18 protein-coding genes are annotated in these 18,306 nt (G+C 59.2%); 12 read left to right on the top strand and 6 right to left on the bottom strand.

Annotation, left to right across the window (positions count from 1 at the left end; genetic code table 11):
• Positions 1-20 precede the first annotated feature (20 nt).
• Together Q5H93_RS15635 and Q5H93_RS15630 are read left to right on the top strand one after the other, a co-directional pair.
• Positions 21-743 (top strand): porin family protein, encoded by a 723-nt coding sequence (locus tag Q5H93_RS15635; protein WP_305007535.1) that lies wholly within the window; start codon positions 21-23, stop codon positions 741-743.
• 371 nt (positions 744-1,114) lie between these two features.
• A complete protein-coding gene (locus Q5H93_RS15630; RefSeq protein WP_305007687.1) occupies positions 1,115-3,025 on the top strand; it encodes an ABC-F family ATP-binding cassette domain-containing protein in 1,911 nt (636 codons plus the stop codon).
• Between the two features lie 43 nt (positions 3,026-3,068).
• On the opposite strand, the gene Q5H93_RS15625 is transcribed toward Q5H93_RS15630, so the two are convergent.
• The 3 genes from Q5H93_RS15625 to Q5H93_RS15615 form a co-directional block, all read right to left on the bottom strand.
• Positions 3,069-3,575: a GNAT family N-acetyltransferase gene (locus tag Q5H93_RS15625; protein ID WP_305007534.1), complete on the bottom strand. Its 507-nt coding sequence runs from the start codon at positions 3,573-3,575 to the stop codon at positions 3,069-3,071.
• A 72-nt stretch (positions 3,576-3,647) separates the two neighbouring features.
• Positions 3,648-4,211 (bottom strand): DUF4256 domain-containing protein, encoded by a 564-nt coding sequence (locus tag Q5H93_RS15620; RefSeq protein WP_305007533.1) that lies wholly within the window; start codon positions 4,209-4,211, stop codon positions 3,648-3,650.
• Positions 4,212-4,215: 4 nt separating this feature from the next.
• Positions 4,216-4,653 carry a hypothetical protein gene (locus tag Q5H93_RS15615; RefSeq protein ID WP_305007532.1) on the bottom strand — a complete coding sequence of 146 codons (438 nt, stop codon included), beginning with the start codon at positions 4,651-4,653 and terminating at the stop codon, positions 4,216-4,218.
• A gap of 123 nt (positions 4,654-4,776) precedes the next feature.
• Here Q5H93_RS15615 and Q5H93_RS15610 point away from each other — a divergent pair, with 123 nt between their 5' ends.
• A complete protein-coding gene (locus tag Q5H93_RS15610; protein WP_305007531.1) occupies positions 4,777-6,105 on the top strand; it encodes a type IX secretion system plug protein in 1,329 nt (442 codons plus the stop codon).
• A 301-nt stretch (positions 6,106-6,406) separates the two neighbouring features.
• On the opposite strand, the gene Q5H93_RS15605 is transcribed toward Q5H93_RS15610, so the two are convergent.
• Positions 6,407-7,237: a J domain-containing protein gene (locus tag Q5H93_RS15605; RefSeq protein ID WP_305007530.1), complete on the bottom strand. Its 831-nt coding sequence runs from the start codon at positions 7,235-7,237 to the stop codon at positions 6,407-6,409.
• Between the two features lie 111 nt (positions 7,238-7,348).
• Between Q5H93_RS15605 and Q5H93_RS15600 the strand changes: the two genes are divergently transcribed.
• On the top strand, positions 7,349-8,755 hold the full coding sequence (locus tag Q5H93_RS15600) for a M48 family metalloprotease (protein WP_305007529.1): 1,407 nt from the start codon (positions 7,349-7,351) through the stop codon (positions 8,753-8,755).
• A gap of 35 nt (positions 8,756-8,790) precedes the next feature.
• A complete protein-coding gene (locus Q5H93_RS15595) occupies positions 8,791-9,261 on the top strand; it encodes a Uma2 family endonuclease (protein ID WP_305007528.1) in 471 nt (156 codons plus the stop codon).
• 70 nt (positions 9,262-9,331) lie between these two features.
• Here the strand turns inward: Q5H93_RS15595 and ychF are convergent, their stop codons facing one another.
• Positions 9,332-10,432 carry a redox-regulated ATPase YchF gene (ychF, locus tag Q5H93_RS15590; protein ID WP_305007527.1) on the bottom strand — a complete coding sequence of 367 codons (1,101 nt, stop codon included), beginning with the start codon at positions 10,430-10,432 and terminating at the stop codon, positions 9,332-9,334.
• A gap of 217 nt (positions 10,433-10,649) precedes the next feature.
• The gene (locus Q5H93_RS15585) at positions 10,650-11,021 is read right to left on the bottom strand and encodes a DUF3276 family protein (protein WP_305007526.1); all 372 of its coding nucleotides are present in this window, start codon (positions 11,019-11,021) and stop codon (positions 10,650-10,652) included.
• A gap of 326 nt (positions 11,022-11,347) precedes the next feature.
• On the opposite strand from Q5H93_RS15585, the gene Q5H93_RS15580 reads away from it, so the two are divergent.
• The 7 genes from Q5H93_RS15580 to Q5H93_RS15550 all read left to right on the top strand — a co-directional run bounded on the left by Q5H93_RS15580 (position 11,348) and on the right by Q5H93_RS15550 (position 18,112).
• Positions 11,348-12,262: a DUF58 domain-containing protein gene (locus tag Q5H93_RS15580; protein WP_305007525.1), complete on the top strand. Its 915-nt coding sequence runs from the start codon at positions 11,348-11,350 to the stop codon at positions 12,260-12,262.
• 19 nt (positions 12,263-12,281) lie between these two features.
• The gene (locus Q5H93_RS15575; protein WP_305007524.1) at positions 12,282-12,497 is read left to right on the top strand and encodes a hypothetical protein; all 216 of its coding nucleotides are present in this window, start codon (positions 12,282-12,284) and stop codon (positions 12,495-12,497) included.
• A 44-nt stretch (positions 12,498-12,541) separates the two neighbouring features.
• The gene (locus Q5H93_RS15570; RefSeq protein WP_305007523.1) at positions 12,542-12,997 is read left to right on the top strand and encodes a hypothetical protein; all 456 of its coding nucleotides are present in this window, start codon (positions 12,542-12,544) and stop codon (positions 12,995-12,997) included.
• Positions 12,998-13,150: 153 nt separating this feature from the next.
• Positions 13,151-14,089 (top strand): helix-turn-helix domain-containing protein, encoded by a 939-nt coding sequence (locus Q5H93_RS15565; protein ID WP_305007522.1) that lies wholly within the window; start codon positions 13,151-13,153, stop codon positions 14,087-14,089.
• Between the two features lie 93 nt (positions 14,090-14,182).
• Complete coding sequence (locus Q5H93_RS15560) at positions 14,183-14,935, top strand: SDR family oxidoreductase (protein ID WP_305007521.1); 753 nt, start codon at positions 14,183-14,185, stop codon at positions 14,933-14,935.
• 263 nt (positions 14,936-15,198) lie between these two features.
• Positions 15,199-16,509, top strand: a complete 1,311-nt coding sequence (locus Q5H93_RS15555) for a cystathionine gamma-synthase family protein (protein ID WP_305007520.1) — start codon at positions 15,199-15,201, stop codon at positions 16,507-16,509.
• A 205-nt stretch (positions 16,510-16,714) separates the two neighbouring features.
• A complete protein-coding gene (locus tag Q5H93_RS15550; RefSeq protein ID WP_305007519.1) occupies positions 16,715-18,112 on the top strand; it encodes a HEPN domain-containing protein in 1,398 nt (465 codons plus the stop codon).
• The last annotated feature ends 194 nt before the right edge of the window (positions 18,113-18,306 follow it).

Here is an 18,306-nt window from a genome sequence, read left to right as displayed (position 1 = left end):
CTTCCGCTTTAGTTAATAGGATGACCGCCGCCTCCCTCCAAGCCACTCTCCTCGGCTTTCTGCTGCTGCCCCTCGCCGCCCCCGCCCAGCGCCTCGAAGCCCTCGGCCTCGGCTATCACTTCACCCTGGGCCAGACCTGGGCCCGCCAGCGCCGCATCCAGGTCGAAGAATACGTCATCGAAACCGACACCGACGCCTCCCGCACCGACGACACCGGCGACCGGTTCAGCGCCTTCGCCCGCTTCGGCCTCGGGGCCGGCCGTTGGTTTGCGCAGCCCGAGCTGGCCTACACCTCCGTGCTCGGCCAGCAGTCCAGTATTGCCTACTACCCCACCGCCACCGCCCCTTACCCCCAAACCGTCAGCTACCTCTACCCCCGCCTCCGCCGGGCCGAAGTAGCCCTGCTGGCCGGCCGCCACCTCGGCAAGCGGCTGCACCTGCTGGCCGGCCCCGTGCTGGCCCTGCACCGCCGCCAAAGCTCCGCCGACTACCCAACCCAGCTCCAGCCGCTCTACGGCAGCCTCTTCGCCGCCACCCGCCCCGTGCAGCTGCTCGGCCAGGTGGGCCTGGGCCTGCAGCTCTGGCGCTTCGAGCTCAGCGCCCGCTACGAGCACAGCCTCACGCCCTTCACCCAATCCTTCACTTACCAGCAGCAAACCTACGCCTACCACCAGCGCACCTCTCAGTTCATGCTCGGCCTGGCCCTGCTTGTCTACGACCGCCACCGCCCCTGGCGGCCTTAATCCCCCCTACCAAAGGCTGCTTCCCCGGAAGCAGCCTTTTTTATTGCCTTCATCTGTTGTTCCGCCTCATCGACATGTTGTCCCGCGTTACCGACACGTAGTCCAGAGCCTTCGACACGTTGTCCCGCCTCATCGACATGTTGTCCTGCCTCATCGACACGTTGTCCCGAGCCTTCGACATGTTGTCCCGCCTCATCGACACGCTGTCCCGCGTTACTGACAGGGCGTCCCGCGCTACTGACACGTTCGCCAGCGCTTCCGACAGGCCGTCCAACGCTACTGACACCTTCGCCAGCCTTACTGACACCTTTGCCAACCCTGCCGCACCCCGCCCCCGCGTGCGTACCTTTGCCCTAATTACCCCGACGCAAATGATATCGATTTCCGATTTAGATTTCCATTTCGGCTCCCGCACGCTCTACGACAGCGCCAGCCTCCACATCAAGCCGAAGGATAAAATCGGCCTCATCGGTCTCAACGGCACCGGCAAATCGACCCTGCTGCGCCTGCTCGTGGGCGAGTACAAGGCCGACGGCGGCTCCATCTCCATGAGCAAGGAAGTCTCCCTGGGCTTCCTCAATCAGGACCTGCTGAGCTACGATACCCACGAAAGCATCCTGCACGTGGCCATGCAGGCCTTCGAAGAGGCGTTGAAACTCCAGGACCAGATTGAGAAAATCCTGGTCGAGTTCGAAACCAACTACACCGACGACCTCGTCGAAAAGCTCGCCGACCTCCAGGAACGCTTCGAAGCCCTCGGCGGCTACACCATGCAGGCCCGCGCCGAGGAAATCCTCGAAGGCCTCGGCTTCAGCACCGAAGAGCTCCAGAAGCCCCTCAAATCCTTCTCCGGGGGCTGGCGCATGCGCGTCATGCTTGCCAAAATCCTCCTGCAACAACCTTCGTTGCTGCTGCTCGACGAACCCACCAACCACTTGGACCTTCCGTCCATCAAGTGGATTGAAAACTACCTCGCCGACTACGAGGGCGCCGTCATCATCGTCAGCCACGACCGCGCCTTCCTCGACCGCACCACCAACACCACCGTCGAAGTCACCGGCGGCAAGCTCGTCCCCTACGCCGGCAACTACACCTATTACCTGGAAGAAAAAGAAGAGCGCAACCTCATCCAAAAGGGCGCCTTCGAAAACCAGCAGGCCCAGATTCGCCAGGCCGAGCGCTTCATCGAGCGCTTCAAAGCCAAAGCCAGCAAAGCCAAGCAGGCCCAGAGCCGCGTCAAAGCCCTCGACAAGCTCGAACGCATCGAAGACGTAGCCCAGGACGCCGCCAAAATCAATATGAAGTTCACCTTCAAAGTTGAGCCCGGCCGCCACATCCTGCGCATGGAGCACGTCACCAAGAAGTACGACCAGAAGCTCATCTTTCGCGACACCAACGTCCACATCGAGCGCGGCGACAAAATCGCCCTCATCGGCGCCAACGGCAAGGGCAAGTCCACCCTCATGCGCCTCGTGGCCGGCACCGAAGCCCCCACCGAAGGCAAGCACCAGCTCGGCCACAACGTCATCATGTCGTTCTACGCCCAGCACCAGCTCGAAAGCTTAACGCTTGACAACGAAATCCTCCAGGAAATGAGCGAAGCCGGCTCCAAGCGCAACGACATGGAGCTGCGCTCCGTGCTCGGCTCCTTTCTCTTCACCGGCGAAGAGGTTTTTAAGAAAATCAAGGTGCTCAGCGGCGGCGAAAAATCCCGCGTGGCCCTCGCCAAAACCCTGATTTCCGAAGCCAACTTCCTGCTCCTCGACGAACCGACCAACCACCTGGACATGGTCTCGGTGAACATCCTCATCCAGGCCCTGGAGCAGTACGAAGGCACGTTCATCGTCATCAGCCACGACCGCTATTTCGTTGAAAACGTGGCCACCAAAATCTGGTTTATCGAAGACTACCAGCTCAAGGAATACCCCGGCACCTACGCCGAATACGAGCTCTGGCAGGAAGACCGCGAGAAAGCCGCCAAGAAAGCCGGCCTCCCCAGCCCCTCGGCCAATAAGCCGCAGCCAAAGGAGGAAAAGAAAGCCGACCCCACGCCCGCCAAAACCCCGTCGCCCGACCAGAAAAAAGCCCTGAAAGAGTTGGCCGAAGTCGAAGCCAACATCGACAAGCTGGAAAAGGAGCTGGCGGGCTACGAAAAAGAGTTGGCCGACCCCAAAATATACCAGAACGCCGCCCAACTCAAGGACACGACCCTGAAATTCGAACTGGTGAAAAAGGAGCTGGTGAAGCTGAATGACCGCTGGGAAATCCTGGCCGAGATGTAAGCAGGTCTCTCTGAAACGGAAAGCCCCGCCAACTGCTGTCAAGCTACTGGCGGGGCTTTCTCGTTACAACCTGTTCGCCATCTGTCCACTTTATTTTTACCGCCGATATTTTTTCAAGCTCAAGCCGGGTATCGTGTAGCACGGCAAACCCGCATTTTTCATAGAATTCCAGCGGTGACTTGTAGGGCTGGCCATCCTTTTTCCGGTCGCAATCGTGGTCTATTACCCAGCCGTTTAGTACGCTTTCTGTTTGCTTTAGCTCATCGAGCATTTTCCTCCCCCACCCCTGTCCTTTTAGTGCTTCGGACAGAATAATTACAAACCACCGCTCAGCTTCCCGGTCAAAAGCAACAGCCCAGCCACCTATCACCCCCGGCTCATTTACTAGCAGCAAATGCATTGCACGGTCCAAGCGTTGTAGATAGATTTCAAACTCTTCCCGGTTGTGGGACAGTTTTTCCGGGTACTCGGTATTCCACAAATCAAGCAGTCGTTCTTTGGCCCCCCCATCCAACTCAGTTAGCCTCGTTAGCGTGAATTCGTTTTTCATATGGCTGCTATTAGGTAGCGGCTAGGTTAGTTTTGACCGCCGCCGTTATTGCTGCAAGCGGGCGTTTAGAGTTCACACCCGCAGCGCCCCCCGAAACCCGCGTCCCCCATAATAGGACTGCGCCCCGTTGTGATACACAAAGACGCGCCCGAACCGGTAATCCGCAAAGATGGCCCCGCCGAGCTTGCGCACGTCCGCCGGCGTCTGCAGCCAGCTCGAGGTCTTGGCATCGAAGGTGCCCAGCTGCTGCAATTCGCGGTACTGCGCTTCGGTGAGCAGCTCGATGCCCATTTCGGCGGCCATTTCGACAGCGCTGTGGGCGGGGCGGTGCTCCTTGCGCGACTCCAGTCCCTGCAAATCATAGCAAATGCTACGGCGGCCGACCGGGCTTTCGGCCGCGCAGTCCACGAACAGGTATTCGCCCGTCGCCGCATCGTGGCCCACCACGTCGGGCTCGCCGCCGGTGGTTTCCATATCGTCGAGCGACCAAAGTTTCTCCGGTTTCGCCTCCAGCAGGGCCTGCACCGCCGCCCACTCCAGGCCGGGGTGGCGCTGCGGGTGCTGCTCGAAACGGGCTTGCAGCGTGCGGAGCAGGTCAATGCGCTGCGCGGGTGACAGCTCTTTTTTGGCAGTCATTATTCTACTTCATATAAGCGCTTTGCACCAGCTGCATGGCTTTTTTTTCGTCCTCGGCGCAGGGCTGGCAGAAGGTACCGATGCCGTTGACGGGGCCTTCGTATTCCCAGCGGTAGGTTTTCTGGGCGGCCAGCTTGTTGTCGGTCACGCGCAGGGTGGTGCCGCTGGGGATGATGTATAGAATGTGCTTATTGGGAAACTGGACCTTGAAGGCGGGCTTGCCGTTCACCTTATCCGGTCCGAGATAGGTGAGCTTGGACTCCTTGCGGTCCTTGCCGTAGGTGTAGCTGAGCTCGCCGCGCTGGCCATCTTGGGTCCAGAAGCTGAAGTGTTCGTAGCTGGCCGTGCCGGGCTTGCCGTAGGAGTAGTTGGCCACTTTGCCCTGGGCGTGGGCCAGCGTGGCACTGCAAAGTAGCAGGGTGGAAATGAGAAGGGCTTTCATAGATAGGAGCGAGACGAAACAGGGAGCGCAACGGCGCATTTAGCGGGCTAAATCTACGCGAAAACGGCGGAGGGGTGGCGGGGCGGAAGGGAACGTAGCGCGGCGCGGCGCTACTTTCGTACCATGCGCCTCCTCCCCTGCCTGTCCTTCCTGCTGCTTGCGGCCGCCTGCGTGCCGCTGGGCACCCCCATCACCGACCCCAACGGCACCGCCACCAGCCAGCGCCCCCCCGAGTACTACGCCGACCGCACCCTGCGCTACGAAGACTACATCTACGACCCTGATATCAAGAGCGTCCAGTGCTACGTGGGCACCGGTGTGAACACCCAGATTTTCCAGCCGCCGGTGGTGCCGCTGGGCCAGAGCCGCGGCATCGTGCTGGAGTTTGACCTGCTGGGTGAGCAGAGCGAGCGGCTCACTACCAAGCTCATTCACTGCGATGTGGACTGGAAGCCCTCTGTGCTCACCGACCTGCAGTTTCTCTACGAAATCAACGAGTTTCTCATCACCAGCTACCAAACCAGCGTGGGCACCAAAACGCCCTACTACCACTACCGCACCACCGCCCCGGCCACCAAGCTGAGCGGCAACTACCTTTGGGTGGTGCAGAACGGGGCGGGCGTGCCCCTGCTTTCGCGCCGCCTGGTGGTGTACGAAAACCAGGTGCAGGTGAGCCTGGCGCCCGGCATTCCGCCCGGCGGCGAGCAGCGCTACACGCTGCAGCAGCTCGATTTCAGCATCGGCTACGGCAGCATGCAGCTCGTAAACCCGGCCGTGGAGGTGAAGGTGGTGCTGCGCCAGAACTTCCGCTGGGATAATGCCCGCTATGGCCTGCGCCCCACCTTCGTGCGCGACGCCGACCGGCGGCTCGACTACCAGTATTTCAACTACGAAAACGCCTTCCCGGGCCTGAGTGAGTACCGCTTTTTCGACACCCGCTCCATCCAGGCCGCCGGCCTGAGCGTGCAGCGCATCAACGCTAAAGTGGCCCCCACCACGGTGCTGCTGGTGCCCGAAATACCCCGCGGCACCACCGCCTACAACCAGTACGTGGATGCCAACGGCCAGCGCGTGTTTGAAAGCCGCGAGTACGGCGACGGCCGCTACAACGCCGACTACGCCGCCACCACCTTTCAGCTCAAGAGCGACCAGCCCGCGCCCGGCCCGGTGTACGTCTTCGGCGCCCTCTCCGACTGGCGCCTGAAGGACGAGTTCAAGATGGAGTACAACGAGGCCACCCAGACCTACACCGCCACCGCCCTGCTCAAGCAGGGATACTACAACTACGACTTCGCCGTGGCCGGCGCCAACGGCCCCAACGAAACCTACTTTGAAGGCACCCACCAGCAAACCGAAAACAACTACGACCTGCTGGTGTACTACCGCCCGCCCGGAACCCGCGCCGACCTGCTCATCGGCTACCAGATGGTGGCCGTGAACAGCCGCCAGTAAGGCCGCGATTGGAGGTATTAAGGCCGGAATTGAGGGCAGTAGCTCCGCTGCGGTTGCCAGCAGGGCTGAATTATTGCTAGTGCGGACCGCTACTGCCACCAGTAAGGCTGACTTATTACTGGGGCGGACCGCAGCTGTCAGCAGCAAGACTGAATTATTGCTAGTGCGGACCGCCACTGCTACCAGCACGACCAGTATACGTGAGTGGCGGTCCGCCACTGTTATCACCGAGGCCAGGATGAGCCACTGGCGGACCGCAATCTTACTCATCGACCACCCGCTGCGGGTCGTGGGCAGCTGTCTACTTCAGTGGCAGGGTGAGGCGCACGCTCACGGGCCGGGCGGCTACGTAGCCCGGCACGAAGCGCAGCTGCCGGGCGATGCCGGGCAAACACTGCCGGGCCAGGGAGTCGGGCACGTTCAGCACCTGCACCTCGCCCACGCGCCCCAGCGAATCGACCACAAAGCGCAGCTGGCCGTCCCGGCGCAGGGGGCGCAGGTCGACACCCGGCCGACAGCCCTGCAGGTGGCTTTCTACCGTGCGCTGCCAGCCCAATAGCCCGCCCTGATACTGCGGCATGGGGTCGGCGGCCTCGTACACCGCCGCCCGCCGCGCCAGGAAAAAGCTGGGTTGGCCATCGGCCACCGGGGCGTAGGGCTCCGATACATCGCGTAACAGGTAGGAGCTGGGCGTGCCCACAAACGAAATCACGATGCGCAGGGCCATAAGGGCGGCGACCAGCGCAATAGCGCGCCACAGCCGTTGCCGGCTATCCGGCAGGCGGTTGATGTTGTCTTCCAGCAGCCCGCCGAAGGCCCGCAGCCGGGCAGATTCGTCCAGTTCGGCATGCAGCTGCCGGCGTTGCAGCTGCAGCTGCTTTTGTTGGTCGGCTACCTGCTGTCGCAGCAGTTTCACTTCCGCGCGCAGGTGAAGCGGGTAGATGGCGGGCGTGTGCAGGCGGGCGGCGTCGTACGCTTCGCGCAGGCGCGGCGAATCCAGCACGCGGATGGCCCGTTGCACCACCGGCCCCGGCGGCAGCGGCACCCGGCGGGTATAGCGCCGGATGGCGCGGGTGATTTCAGTGGCAGTGGCATCGGGCGCCAGCCCCAGCAGGCGGTAGTAGTCGGTCATGGACAGGCCGGATAAGGAGGCGTGAAGATACTGGCGCAACCCTGCCTAAGCTACTGCGTTGGAAAGCCCGGCCGTCGCACCCGTACGCGACTGGCCAGTCTTTTTCTCGCTATGAACCTCCGCTCCCACCGCCTTCTGCGCCTCGGCGCCCTCTCGCTGCTCTTGCTGCCGCTGGGCAGCGCCGTCAACCGCCCCCAGCAGGGCCCGCAGCCCGACCCGCAGGTTATTGCGCAGTTCGGGCTCTATCAGAATTCCACCCTGCAAAGCCTCATCGACACCAAGGGGCAGCAGATGAATAAAGTCTCCGACCGGCCCGGCAACTACGGCTTTACCATCGTCGATTCGCCGGTCATCAACGCCTTTGCCACCCCCGACGGCCACGTGTACTTCACCCGCGGCATCATGGCGCACTTCAACAACGAGGCGCAGTTTGCCGGGGTGCTGGGGCACGAGCTGGGCCACATCACGGCCCGGCACGGGCAGCAGCAGCAGCGCCGCTCCACGGTGGCCGGCATCGGGCTGCTGCTGGGCTCGCTGGCGTCCAAGCGCATTGCCTCCATTGCGCAGCCGCTGTCGCAGGGCGTGGGCGTTTTGTTTCTCAAATACGGCCGCGACGACGAGCGCGAGGCCGACCAGCTGGGGGTGAAATACTCCACCAAAATCGGCTACGACGCCGCCCAGATGGCCGATTTCTTCAACACCCTGCAGCGCTCCGAGGCCCAGAGCGGCGCCAGCAGCACGCCCACCTTCCTCTCCTCGCACCCCAACTCGGCCGACCGCTACAAAACCGTCAAGGCCCTGGCCGCCCAGGCCAAAGCCAGCGTCGGCAACACCACCCTGGCCGTGAACCGCAACGAGTACCTGCGCGCCATCGAGGGCCTGACCTACGGCAACGACCCGCGCCAGGGCTTCGTGGAAAGCAGCACCTTCTACCACCCCGATTTGAAGTTCCAGCTGCCCATTCCCAGCGGCTGGAAATCGCAGAACTCCACCACCCAGTTCCAGATGGCCGAGCCCAACGGCCGGGCCCTCATCGTGCTGGTGCCCGCCGCCGGCGGCTCGCTCGAAGCCGCCGCCCAATCCCTGTCCAAAAGCATCGGCCTAAGTTCGGCCCAGGCCCAGAAAACTACGGTGAACGGCTTCCCCGCCATTGTCTTCCAGGGCGACCAGGTGGCCCAATCGGGTAGCACCAGCGCCCGCGTGCTAGCCTACACCCTGCAGGACGGCAGCAACTACTACGGCATCGTGGGCCTCACCGCGCCCGCCAGCTTCGCCACCTACTCGCCGCAGTTCAGCCGCGTGGCCCAGGGCTTCCAGCGCCTCACCGACGCCAGCAAGCTCAACCGGCAGCCCGAAAAAATCCGCATCAAAACCGCCAGCGGCAGCCAGACCCTCGCCCAGGCCCTCAGCGCCAACGGCGTCGCCGCCTCTCGCCAGGAGGAAATGGCCATCCTGAACGGCATGCAGAAGTCGGACCGGTTGAGTTCGGGGCAGCTGTTTAAGGTGGTTAGCCGGTAGGTTTTCAAGCTTATCTTTGAGAAAACACTCGTGCCATGCAAACGCAAGCTATCGAAATTATCGAAACAGAGATTGTTCTCGAAGAAGTTATGTCTGCCAACCATTCGCGCCTCATCCACCGCATCAGCGTGGCGCTGCTGCCTTACGAGGACCGCTACGATATCATGCCTGAACTGGAGTTTGAGTTAGCGGCTGGCCGTCTCAAACCTGATGTGGCATTGGTTACCCGGCAGCCCTACGATTGGGAAAAGGACATTGTACGCTACCTCGACCCACCCGTAACGGCCATCGAGATTATTTCGCCTACCCAGTCTATTGATGGCTTGATTGCCAAAATTCGGGATGATTATTTTTCAAGTGGCGTGCAGTCGGCGTGGCTGGTGCTCCCGGCAGTCCGTATCATCAACCTTTACCTGCCTAACCAGCCGGTGCAAGTGGTTAGTAGTGGCATCCTGCACGACCCGGCTACTGGAGTTGAGTTGGACTTAACTGCTATTTTTAGATAGGCTAACAAACCATCGAACATGAAAAAGCCCGACTTCACAGCCGGGCTTTTTCGCGTCAGAAAGAATCTGTTTACACGTTAAACCGGAAGTGCATGATGTCGCCATCCTGCACCACGTAGTCTTTGCCTTCCACGGCCATCTTGCCGGCTTCCTTGATTTTCACCTCGGTTTTGTATTCCTGGTAATCGGGCAGTTTGATAACCTCGGCGCGGATGAAGCCCTTCTCGAAATCAGAGTGAATGACGCCGGCCGCCGCCGGAGCTTTGTCGCCGCGGTGGATGGTCCAGGCGCGCACTTCCTGCACACCAGCGGTAAAGTACGTAATGAGGTTCAGCAGCTCGTAGCTGGCGCGGATAAGCTTGTTCAGGCCCGACTCGGTGAGGCCGTACTCGCCCAGGAACATGGCTTTTTCCTCGGGGTCTTCCATCTCGGCAATCTGCGACTCGATGGCGGCCGACACCAGCACCACCTGGGCGCCTTCGGCTTTCACGTGCTGGCGCAGGGCCTCCACGTGGGCGTTGCCATTGGTGGCGATGCTGGCTTCATCCACGTTGGCCACGTAGATGACGGGCTTGATGGTGAGCAATTGCAGGTCGGCCACTGCCTCCAGCTCATCTTCGCTGGCGGCCACGGCGCGGGCATTTTCGCCGGCTTCGAGGGCAGCTTTGAAACGTTGCAGAGCGGCCACTTCCTTCTTGGCTACGGCATCGCCGGCTTTGGCGCTGCGCTCCGATTTCACCAGCTTTTTATCAACGCTTTCGAGGTCTTTGAGCTGCAGCTCGGTGTCGATAACGTCCTTGTCGAACACGGGGTCGACGCCGCCAGCGACGTGCACGATGTTAGGGTCGTCGAAACAGCGCACGACGTGGATAATGGCATCCACCTCACGGATGTTGGCCAGAAATTTATTGCCCAGGCCCTCGCCCTTGCTGGCCCCCTTCACGAGGCCGGCAATGTCGACAAACTCGATGATGGTGGGCAGCACGCGCTTGGGGTTCACCAGCGCCTCCAGGATTTGCAGCCGCTCGTCGGGCACCGTGATGACGCCTACGTTGGGCTCGATGGTGCAGAACGGGTAGTTGGCCGATTCGGCCTTGGCGTTAGATAAAGCGTTGAACAGTGTCGATTTGCCGACATTCGGCAGGCCGACGATACCGCAGCGGAGGCCCATTAGCTGGAATTATGAATTACGAATTATGAAGTATGAATTGAGTCAATTCAGCTACAAAGGTACGGCTTGGGCGTTGGGGCTACTAATAAAGAACGTGTCATGCTGAACGCAGTGAAGCATCCTCTCGCGCCTCAACGATTTCGTTCGGGCGTGAGAGGATGCTTCACTGCGTTCAGCATGACACGTTCTTTAGAAAGCGCCTTGCTGATTGATATACTCAGTAGTTGTCCTCGCTGCGGTTGGCGTCGTAGGCGGGGCGCTCGGCCTGGCCGTCGCGGGGCCGGTCGCGGTCATCATAGTCACGGGGGCGGTCGAGCTCGGCCACCTCTTCGGGGGTCAGCAGCTCTTCGCGCACGTAGTCGACGGCATCCTGCAGGGCGTCAACAAACTTGAGAAAGTCCTCCTTGTAGAGGAAGATTTTGTGCTTTTCGTAGCTCACCGAGTCATCGCCGTTCTGGCGGCGCTTGCTTTCGGTGATGGTCAGATAATAATCCTGGCCGCGGGTGGCTTTCACGTCAAAAAAGTACGTGCGTTTGCCAGCCTTGATGCGCTGGGAATAAATTTCTTCCTGGTCGTGACGGTCGTCCACGGGCTGGGGGTGGGGGTATGGGTGGGAAATAGGTTGGAATGGGAGGGTTTGGAAAGCTAACTTACGAAAGCGGGCACAAATATACGGGTTTCGGAAGTTGGAAATAAAGAACGTCATCCTGAGCGCCGAAGGCGCGAAAGGACCTCGCCCGCGCCGGTCAGGAAAGTAATTTCTATTGTTTAACCGATTGGAATTACTACCATAACGAAGCGGACGAGGTCCTTCCGCCTGCGGCTCAGGATGACGTTCTTTTTTCTCATCTGCCGCGACTCTCTGCGACGTTCTTCCCGCTTCTGCCGTTCTTTACTCTCCCAATCCCCTCCCCCATGCCCCTCGACCTCGCCGCCATCCGCTCCTTCGAAAACCTGGAATTTCTGGCCCGCCAGCTCGTCGATGGCTTCGTGACCGGCCTGCACCAGTCGCCCTACCACGGGTTTTCGGTGGAGTTTTCGGAGCACCGCCTCTACAATCCCGGTGAAAGCACCCGGCACATCGACTGGAAGGTGTTTGCCCGCACCGACAAGCTCTTTGTGAAGCGCTACGAGGAAGAAACCAACCTGCGCTGCCACCTGCTGCTCGACGTGAGCCCGAGCATGTATTACCCCGCCCCCGGCCACGACAAGCTCAAATTCAGCATCCTGGCCTCGGCGGCGCTCACCACGCTGCTCACCCGCCAGCGCGATGCCGTGGGCCTCGTCACCTTCGCCGACACCATCGAGCTGCAAACGCCGGTGCGCTCCACCAGCACTCACCGCCACACCCTGCTGCTCACGCTGCAGCAGCTGCTGGAGCGCCCCGCCACGGCCCCCAAGCGCGGCACCGATGTGGCCAGCACCCTGCACACCATCGCCCAGCAGATTCCCAAACGCTCGCTCGTCATCATCTTCAGCGACATGCTGGGGCGCGGCCCCGAGGAGCAGGACGCTGCCCTGGTCGCCCTGCAGCACCTGCGCCACCAGCACCACGAGGTGCTGCTGTTCCACATCCTCGACCGCCGCACCGAGGCCGAATTCAACTTTGCCGAGCGGCCCTATATTTTCGAAGACGTGGAAACCGGCCAGGAAATCAAGCTCCAGCCCTCCCAGATTCGGGAGCAGTACCGGGCGGCCATGACCACTTTCGAGGCGGATTTGGCGATGCGCTGCGGGCAGCTCAAGATTGATTTTGTGCCGGTGGACGTGCGTGAGTCGTTCGATAAGGTGCTGTATGCGTATCTGGTGAAGCGCGGCAAAGTCAAGTAAATCCCTTCTACCCCGCGCTATGTTTTTCTCCGTTCTGGTTGGTGTCGTTGTCTTTTTCGCCCTGACTTTCCCAGTACTCACGGGCTATATCGCGGCCAGCAACGGCCGCTCGTTCTGGCGCTGGTACGGGCTGGGACTGGTGCTGCCACTGGTGTCGGTGTTTGTGGTGATGGTGGTAGCCACCCGCGACCAGCTGGCCGAGGACAAACGCGCCGCCGGAGTTACTCCAGAGTAACTGCCGGCCGTACCTTTGCGCTCCACGCTAACCCTTCAAACACCATGTACGACTTTCTTCTCACCCTGCATTCCTGGACGCGCTGGCCCGTCGTTATCCTGGGCCTGGTGGCCATCTACCGCGCCTACGTGGGCTGGACCGGCCGCCGCCCCTTCACCAAGGCCGACAACGGCATCTCGGCCGCCTTTTCGGGCTTCATGTGGCTACAGGTACTCATCGGCCTGGGCCTGTATTTCGGCCTTAGCCCCTGGGGGCTCAATGGCCTGAAACAGTTTGGCATGAAAGACCCCACGGCCCGCTTCTTCGGTATGGAGCACGCGCTGATGATGATTATCGCCGCCGCCCTGGCCCAGGTGGGCCGCGTGGCCCTCAAGAAGGCGCCCGAGGACTACCTCAAGCACAAAAAAGCCTTCACCTACTTCGCCATCGCCCTGCTCATCGTGCTGCTGATGATTCCGTGGGGCATCTGGAACCCGGCGCGGCCGCTGGTTCACATGTAGGCCTGCTTTAGCTTGCATTCTGAAAGCCCGACTTTTTCGAAAGTCGGGCTTTTTCGTTGGCCCTCATTTGATACTCATCAGCCTAGCACGTGCCTACAAAACCTCCGCCTGCCCTTAGCAGTTACTGCTTTGAATTTTACAACCCGCCCTGCTATGCCCACTGCCCCACTTGAAGCATATTACCAGGAAATTGCCGACTGCACCGGCACCGACTTGCATACGCTGCTACCCAACGGCATCCGGCAGGACGCCGGGCATTTCAACGTCTTTGAGATGGACGAGCTGTGGCAGTCAACCTCTACCGAGTTGGCCCAGCCCCTGCCCTGCCGCTCGTTCTACAAAATCAGCTTGCTGCACGGCGGCAGCCGCGCTGAATTCCCTAACGCGACCGTCGACATTGCCGCAGATGCGCTGGTGTTTTCTTCGCCCAAAACGCCGTTTTACTGGCGGCGCGGCGTGCCGCAAACCGGCCTGTTCTGCGTATTTACGGCCGAGTTTCTGCGGCCCAGCAGCAGCGGCGTGGTGCTCGATGAACTGCCGCTTTTCAAGGCCGATACCTACCCGATATTTGCCCTGGACGAAGCGCAGCAGGCGCGGGCAACGCTGATTTTCGGGCAGATGCGCGAGGAAATGGCCTCCGACTACGCCTACAAGTACGACTTGCTGCGCACCTACGTGCTGGAGCTCATTCACCTGGGACAGAAGCTGCAGCCGGCTTCGGCGCTGCACCCGGCGCACAGCGCGGCGGCCCGGCTCACTTCGCTCTTCAGCGAGCTGCTGGAGCAGCAGTTTCCCATCGAAACGCCCCAGCAAACGCTGCGTCTGCGCACGGCCAAAGACTACGCCGACCACCTGGCCGTGCACGTCAACCACCTCAACAAAATCCTCAAGGAAACCACCCACCGCACCACCACCGAGCTTATCGCCAGCCGCATCGGGCAGGAGGCCGAGGCCTTATTGCGCCAGACCGACTGGCCCCTGGCCGCCATCGCCGACAGCCTGGGCTTTGCCGATGTAGCGCATTTCTCGCACTTCTTCAAGCGCCACGCCATGCAGTCGCCGGGCGCCTTCCGTAGCGTGGCGCTGGTTTGAATTCTACATAAATTCGATTGACGGCGACAACGCCGCCGCCACCGGGCCGGGGGACCTTTGCAGTGTTCAACACAACACTTCAAAACACTCCCAATGAGCACCCCCAAAATCGCCCTCGTCACCGGCGGCAGCCGCGGTCTGGGCAAAAACATGGCCCTCGCCCTAGCCAAAAAAGGCATCAGCGTCGTCCTCACCTACCACAGTCAGCAGGCCGAAGCCCAGAGCGTAGTGGCCGAAATCGAAGCTCTCGGCCAAAAGGCCGTGGCGCTGCAGCTGAATGCGGCCGCGGTTTCGGGCTTCGCAGATTTTTATGCGCGGGCTACGGCGGCCTTGCAGGCTACTTTTGGCACCACCCGCTTCGATTTTCTCATCAACAACGCCGGCACCAGCCTCAACTCGGCCATTGCCGAAACCACCGAAGCGCAGTTTGACGAGATGCTGAACATCCACCTGCGGGGCGTGTACTTCCTGACCCAAAAGGCTTTGCCGCTGCTCAACGACGGCGGCCGCATCATCAATATCACCTCGGCCGTCACGCGGACTTCCTACCACGGCACGTCGGCCTACGCCATCATGAAAGGCGCGGTGGATGTATTCACGCGTTACCTGGCCCTGGAGCTGGGGCCGCGCCGCATCACGGCTAATTCGGTGGCCCCGGGCGCGGTATTTGGCGGCGGCGCCATGCCCGATACGCCCGAAATGCGGGCTTTCGTGGCCCAGGCCACGGCCCTGGGCCGCGTGGCCGAACCTAATGACATCGGCGGCGTGGTGGCCTTCCTCTGCTCCGACGAAGCCGGCTGGGTAAACGGCCAGCGCCTGGAGCTGACGGGCGGGATGGTGCTGTAACGGGCAATGTCCCACCCGGTGAAACCTCACCCCCGGCCCCGAAGAATGCTTGATGCGCATTCCTCGCGGATAGGGGAGCCTGACGATTTTCTAATTGCGCATAACCGGTGCCCCCTCTTTTTTGGAGAGGGGGTCAGGGGGTGAGGTTCCCCCGAACGAATTCTGAAGCCCGGCTGCCCCCAGCAGTCGGGCTTTTTCGTGCTTTCTCCCCACAAAATCCTACCTTCGTGGCCTATTCTCCCCTCCCACCCAATTCCATTTCCATGTTCCCCAAAGAAGAGCAAGCCTGTATTGGCGGGCAACGCCTGGCGCCCGAAAGTTTGATGATGAGCTACGGCTACAACCCGGCCTGGAGCGAAGGCGCCATCAAACCCCCTATTTTTCAAACGTCCACCTTCGTCTTCAACAGCGCCGAGGAGGGCAAAGCCCATTTTGAGCTGGCTTACGGCCTGCGCCAGGCCAACCCCGACGAGGAGATGGGCCTCATCTACTCGCGCCTCAACAACCCCAGCCTGGAAATTCTGGAGCACCGCCTCTGCCTCTGGGACGGCGCCGAGGACGCGGCCAGCTTTGCCAGCGGCATGGCGGCCATCAGCACCACGCTGCTGGCGCTGCTCAAGCCCGGCGACGTGGTGCTGCACTCGGAGCCGGTGTACGGGGGCTCCGACTACTTCCTCAAGAACGTGCTGCCGAAGTTCGGCATTACCGCCGTGGGCTTCCGGCCCCACGCCACGCCTGCCGAGCTCACGGCCCAGGTGGCCGGCATCGAGCAGGGCCGGCTGGCGATGATTTTCGTGGAGACGCCCGCCAACCCCACCAACCACCTCGTGGACCTGGAGGCCTGCGCCGCCCTGGCCCGCCAGCACGGCTCGGAGGAAAACCCCATCCGCCTGGTGGTGGATAATACTTTCCTGGGCCCGGTGTTCCAGCACCCGCTCAAGCACGGGGCCGACGTGGTGCTGTACTCGGCCACGAAATTCCTGGGCGGGCACTCCGACCTGATTGCGGGGGCCGCGCTGGCCAGCCGCCCGCTGATGAAGGAAATCAAGGCCATGCGCACTTTCATGGGCACTATGTGCGACCCCAACACCGGCTGGATGCTCATGCGCTCGCTCGAAACGCTGAAGCTGCGCATGGAGCGCGCCGCCACGTCGGCCCAGGTGGTGGCCGACTGGCTGCGCCGCCACCCGCTGGTGGAGCGCACCTACTACCTCACGCACCTGGAGCACAACCCCGTCCAGCAGGACATCTACCGCCGCCACTGCCTCTCGCCGGGCTCCATGATTTCGTTCGACATCCGGGGCGGTGAGAAGGAGGCTTTCCGCTTCCTCAACGCGCTGAAGCTAATCAAACTGGCCGTGAGCCTGGGCGGCACCGAAAGCCTGGCCGAGCACCCCGCCACCATGACGCACTCCGACATCTCGGTGCCCGAGCAGGCCGAAATGGGCATCACCCCGCAGATGATTCGCCTCAGCATCGGGGTGGAGGATGCGCGGGATTTGCTACTCGATTTGGGCCAGGCGTTTGCGGCCGTGGGCGTGCCCAGCGAGGTGCCGAAGCTGGAGTTGGCATAGGGTTTCTATTGATGGCGCGGGGGCTACCTCGCGCCATTTGGAGTTTATTCGTTACTATTTCCTGTATAACTTGCCGTGAGGAATCAGCCAAGCTGAGTTTTACATCTTTGGCAGTGTATCTGAGTTATAACACACTATTACTGACTTAGGTACTCTAACCGATTCTTAACACTTTTGCACCATTCTGTTAACCGTGTAAAACAACATGTCACTCCCAACTACTACTGAATTTGCAGAATTTCTAAAAGGACTTTGCTTTAGCAAGCCGACTGGTGGGAAATACAAAAAATTAGTTGTATATGAAGAATCCATAGGTCAAACGGCTACAGGCAAAATCAAGATACCTGAAGTTAGTCTATGGTATTCTGAAGAGACATCACCAATTAGAATGCAATCCTTCATTGAAAAGGTTAAGAAAATACTTGCTAAAAATAAGCATTTAGCTTCTGAAAGTATCGTCAGATGTATTCTGCTAATCTATGCAGGCCACCCCAAAAAATCTACTAAGCCAGTGGAGTCCTTCAATGAGATAGTGGAATTGATTCAGGAGGTTCAAGCATTCCAGTATTTTGTATTACCTGATATAAGAGGATTGTTTCCAGATGACATCAACTTTGGCGATTTTACTATTGGTCGCTTAGATGAAAACGAGCTAAGGTATAAATGCCAAAAGGCTGGTTCCGATTATTATGAGCTATACAAATCCGATTTGCATGGAAAGATGGTTGTTAAGCGGCAAGCCATTAATGTTCATATAATTAACTGGCATCAGTTTTCTTACAAATATTCATTAATTTCAGATGCAACCGGATGGCTAAACAGGGTACTGATATACTTTGAATGTCTATCAAATGAGCTATTTGAAGAATTTTGGAAAGAATTCAACGAACAGCAAAATTTACAAATTGCCCTAGGATTGCCTGATATTTATGACAAAACATTCAGACAACTGCTAAATTCAGAACCGATAACAATTTTTCCAAACATAGAAGCAAACGGAAAAAGGCACGGCTATGTAGTTCCTCAGAAAATCGGAATGCTTGGCATCTCAATGGACTTTGATTTGGGGAAGAAAATTGATTCTCTGAACCAGGAACTTGCTAAGGAATATAATTTTAGTGGCTTCAATGAAACAGAGATACATAAGACAATAAAATCATTTGCCAAATTTGTAGCAAAAGCTCATCGGTATCTAGATGACCAGAAACCAGACGAAGGATTCGTACATTTTATCATTGCTTTAGACCTGCTCCTTGGCGAATCTTCCAGTAGCAGTAAATCTGTTTCGGAAAGAGTTGCTGCATTAGTAAGTTTGAGAGAAGGGAAGGAATTTGAAGACGTTAGAAAACTTGTAGGGAAACTGTATGACGCCAGAAGCAAATATGTCCATGAGGGTCAGTCCGTACCAGATGTTTACATTCAAGATACAAGCAACCTTTGTAAAACTGTTCTAATTTGCCTTTTGTCGTATCAAAAACATGCGATTAAAGACAGAGATTCTACATTTGAAAAATGGAGAAAACAGTTGAATCTTATTGTTAGCAGTTTGGTATTAGAAGAGCCTATTTCCGACGATTTTTTATTAAAAATCGGAGTTAAATAAGCAAAATCCTCAGCCTTATTAGGCAATAAATGTTTTTTGAAACCATAAGTCGCGACGGCCGCTCCGTATGCTGACGGCGGGTAGTATAACTCCCTGGACAGGCGACTTGCGGAGTGCAACTCCGCAAGAGCAATTTTCCACTACTAAAAACACCCCGCGCCGACTGCCGACGCGGGGTGTTTTCATTCATAATA

The sequence above is a fragment of the Hymenobacter aranciens genome (assembly GCF_030580865.1).
Classification (GTDB): domain Bacteria; phylum Bacteroidota; class Bacteroidia; order Cytophagales; family Hymenobacteraceae; genus Hymenobacter; species Hymenobacter aranciens.
The sequence above is the reverse complement of the archived record's forward strand: the minus strand, read 5'-3'. Positions and strand labels throughout refer to the sequence as shown.

Coding starts and splice junctions, on each gene's coding strand:
- Q5H93_RS15630 (WP_305007687.1), top strand. CDS start 1,115: ATGATATCGATTTCCGATTTAGATTTCCATTTCGGCTCCCGCACGCTC.
- Q5H93_RS15600 (WP_305007529.1), top strand. CDS start 7,349: ATGAACCTCCGCTCCCACCGCCTTCTGCGCCTCGGCGCCCTCTCGCTG.
- Q5H93_RS15615 (WP_305007532.1), bottom strand. CDS start 4,653: ATGAAAGCCCTTCTCATTTCCACCCTGCTACTTTGCAGTGCCACGCTG.
- Q5H93_RS15610 (WP_305007531.1), top strand. CDS start 4,777: ATGCGCCTCCTCCCCTGCCTGTCCTTCCTGCTGCTTGCGGCCGCCTGC.
- Q5H93_RS15580 (WP_305007525.1), top strand. CDS start 11,348: ATGCCCCTCGACCTCGCCGCCATCCGCTCCTTCGAAAACCTGGAATTT.
- Q5H93_RS15605 (WP_305007530.1), bottom strand. CDS start 7,237: ATGACCGACTACTACCGCCTGCTGGGGCTGGCGCCCGATGCCACTGCC.
- Q5H93_RS15550 (WP_305007519.1), top strand. CDS start 16,715: ATGTCACTCCCAACTACTACTGAATTTGCAGAATTTCTAAAAGGACTT.
- Q5H93_RS15625 (WP_305007534.1), bottom strand. CDS start 3,575: ATGAAAAACGAATTCACGCTAACGAGGCTAACTGAGTTGGATGGGGGG.
- Q5H93_RS15555 (WP_305007520.1), top strand. CDS start 15,199: ATGTTCCCCAAAGAAGAGCAAGCCTGTATTGGCGGGCAACGCCTGGCG.
- ychF (WP_305007527.1), bottom strand. CDS start 10,432: ATGGGCCTCCGCTGCGGTATCGTCGGCCTGCCGAATGTCGGCAAATCG.
- Q5H93_RS15635 (WP_305007535.1), top strand. CDS start 21: ATGACCGCCGCCTCCCTCCAAGCCACTCTCCTCGGCTTTCTGCTGCTG.
- Q5H93_RS15620 (WP_305007533.1), bottom strand. CDS start 4,211: ATGACTGCCAAAAAAGAGCTGTCACCCGCGCAGCGCATTGACCTGCTC.
- Q5H93_RS15565 (WP_305007522.1), top strand. CDS start 13,151: ATGCCCACTGCCCCACTTGAAGCATATTACCAGGAAATTGCCGACTGC.
- Q5H93_RS15575 (WP_305007524.1), top strand. CDS start 12,282: ATGTTTTTCTCCGTTCTGGTTGGTGTCGTTGTCTTTTTCGCCCTGACT.
- Q5H93_RS15570 (WP_305007523.1), top strand. CDS start 12,542: ATGTACGACTTTCTTCTCACCCTGCATTCCTGGACGCGCTGGCCCGTC.
- Q5H93_RS15595 (WP_305007528.1), top strand. CDS start 8,791: ATGCAAACGCAAGCTATCGAAATTATCGAAACAGAGATTGTTCTCGAA.
- Q5H93_RS15560 (WP_305007521.1), top strand. CDS start 14,183: ATGAGCACCCCCAAAATCGCCCTCGTCACCGGCGGCAGCCGCGGTCTG.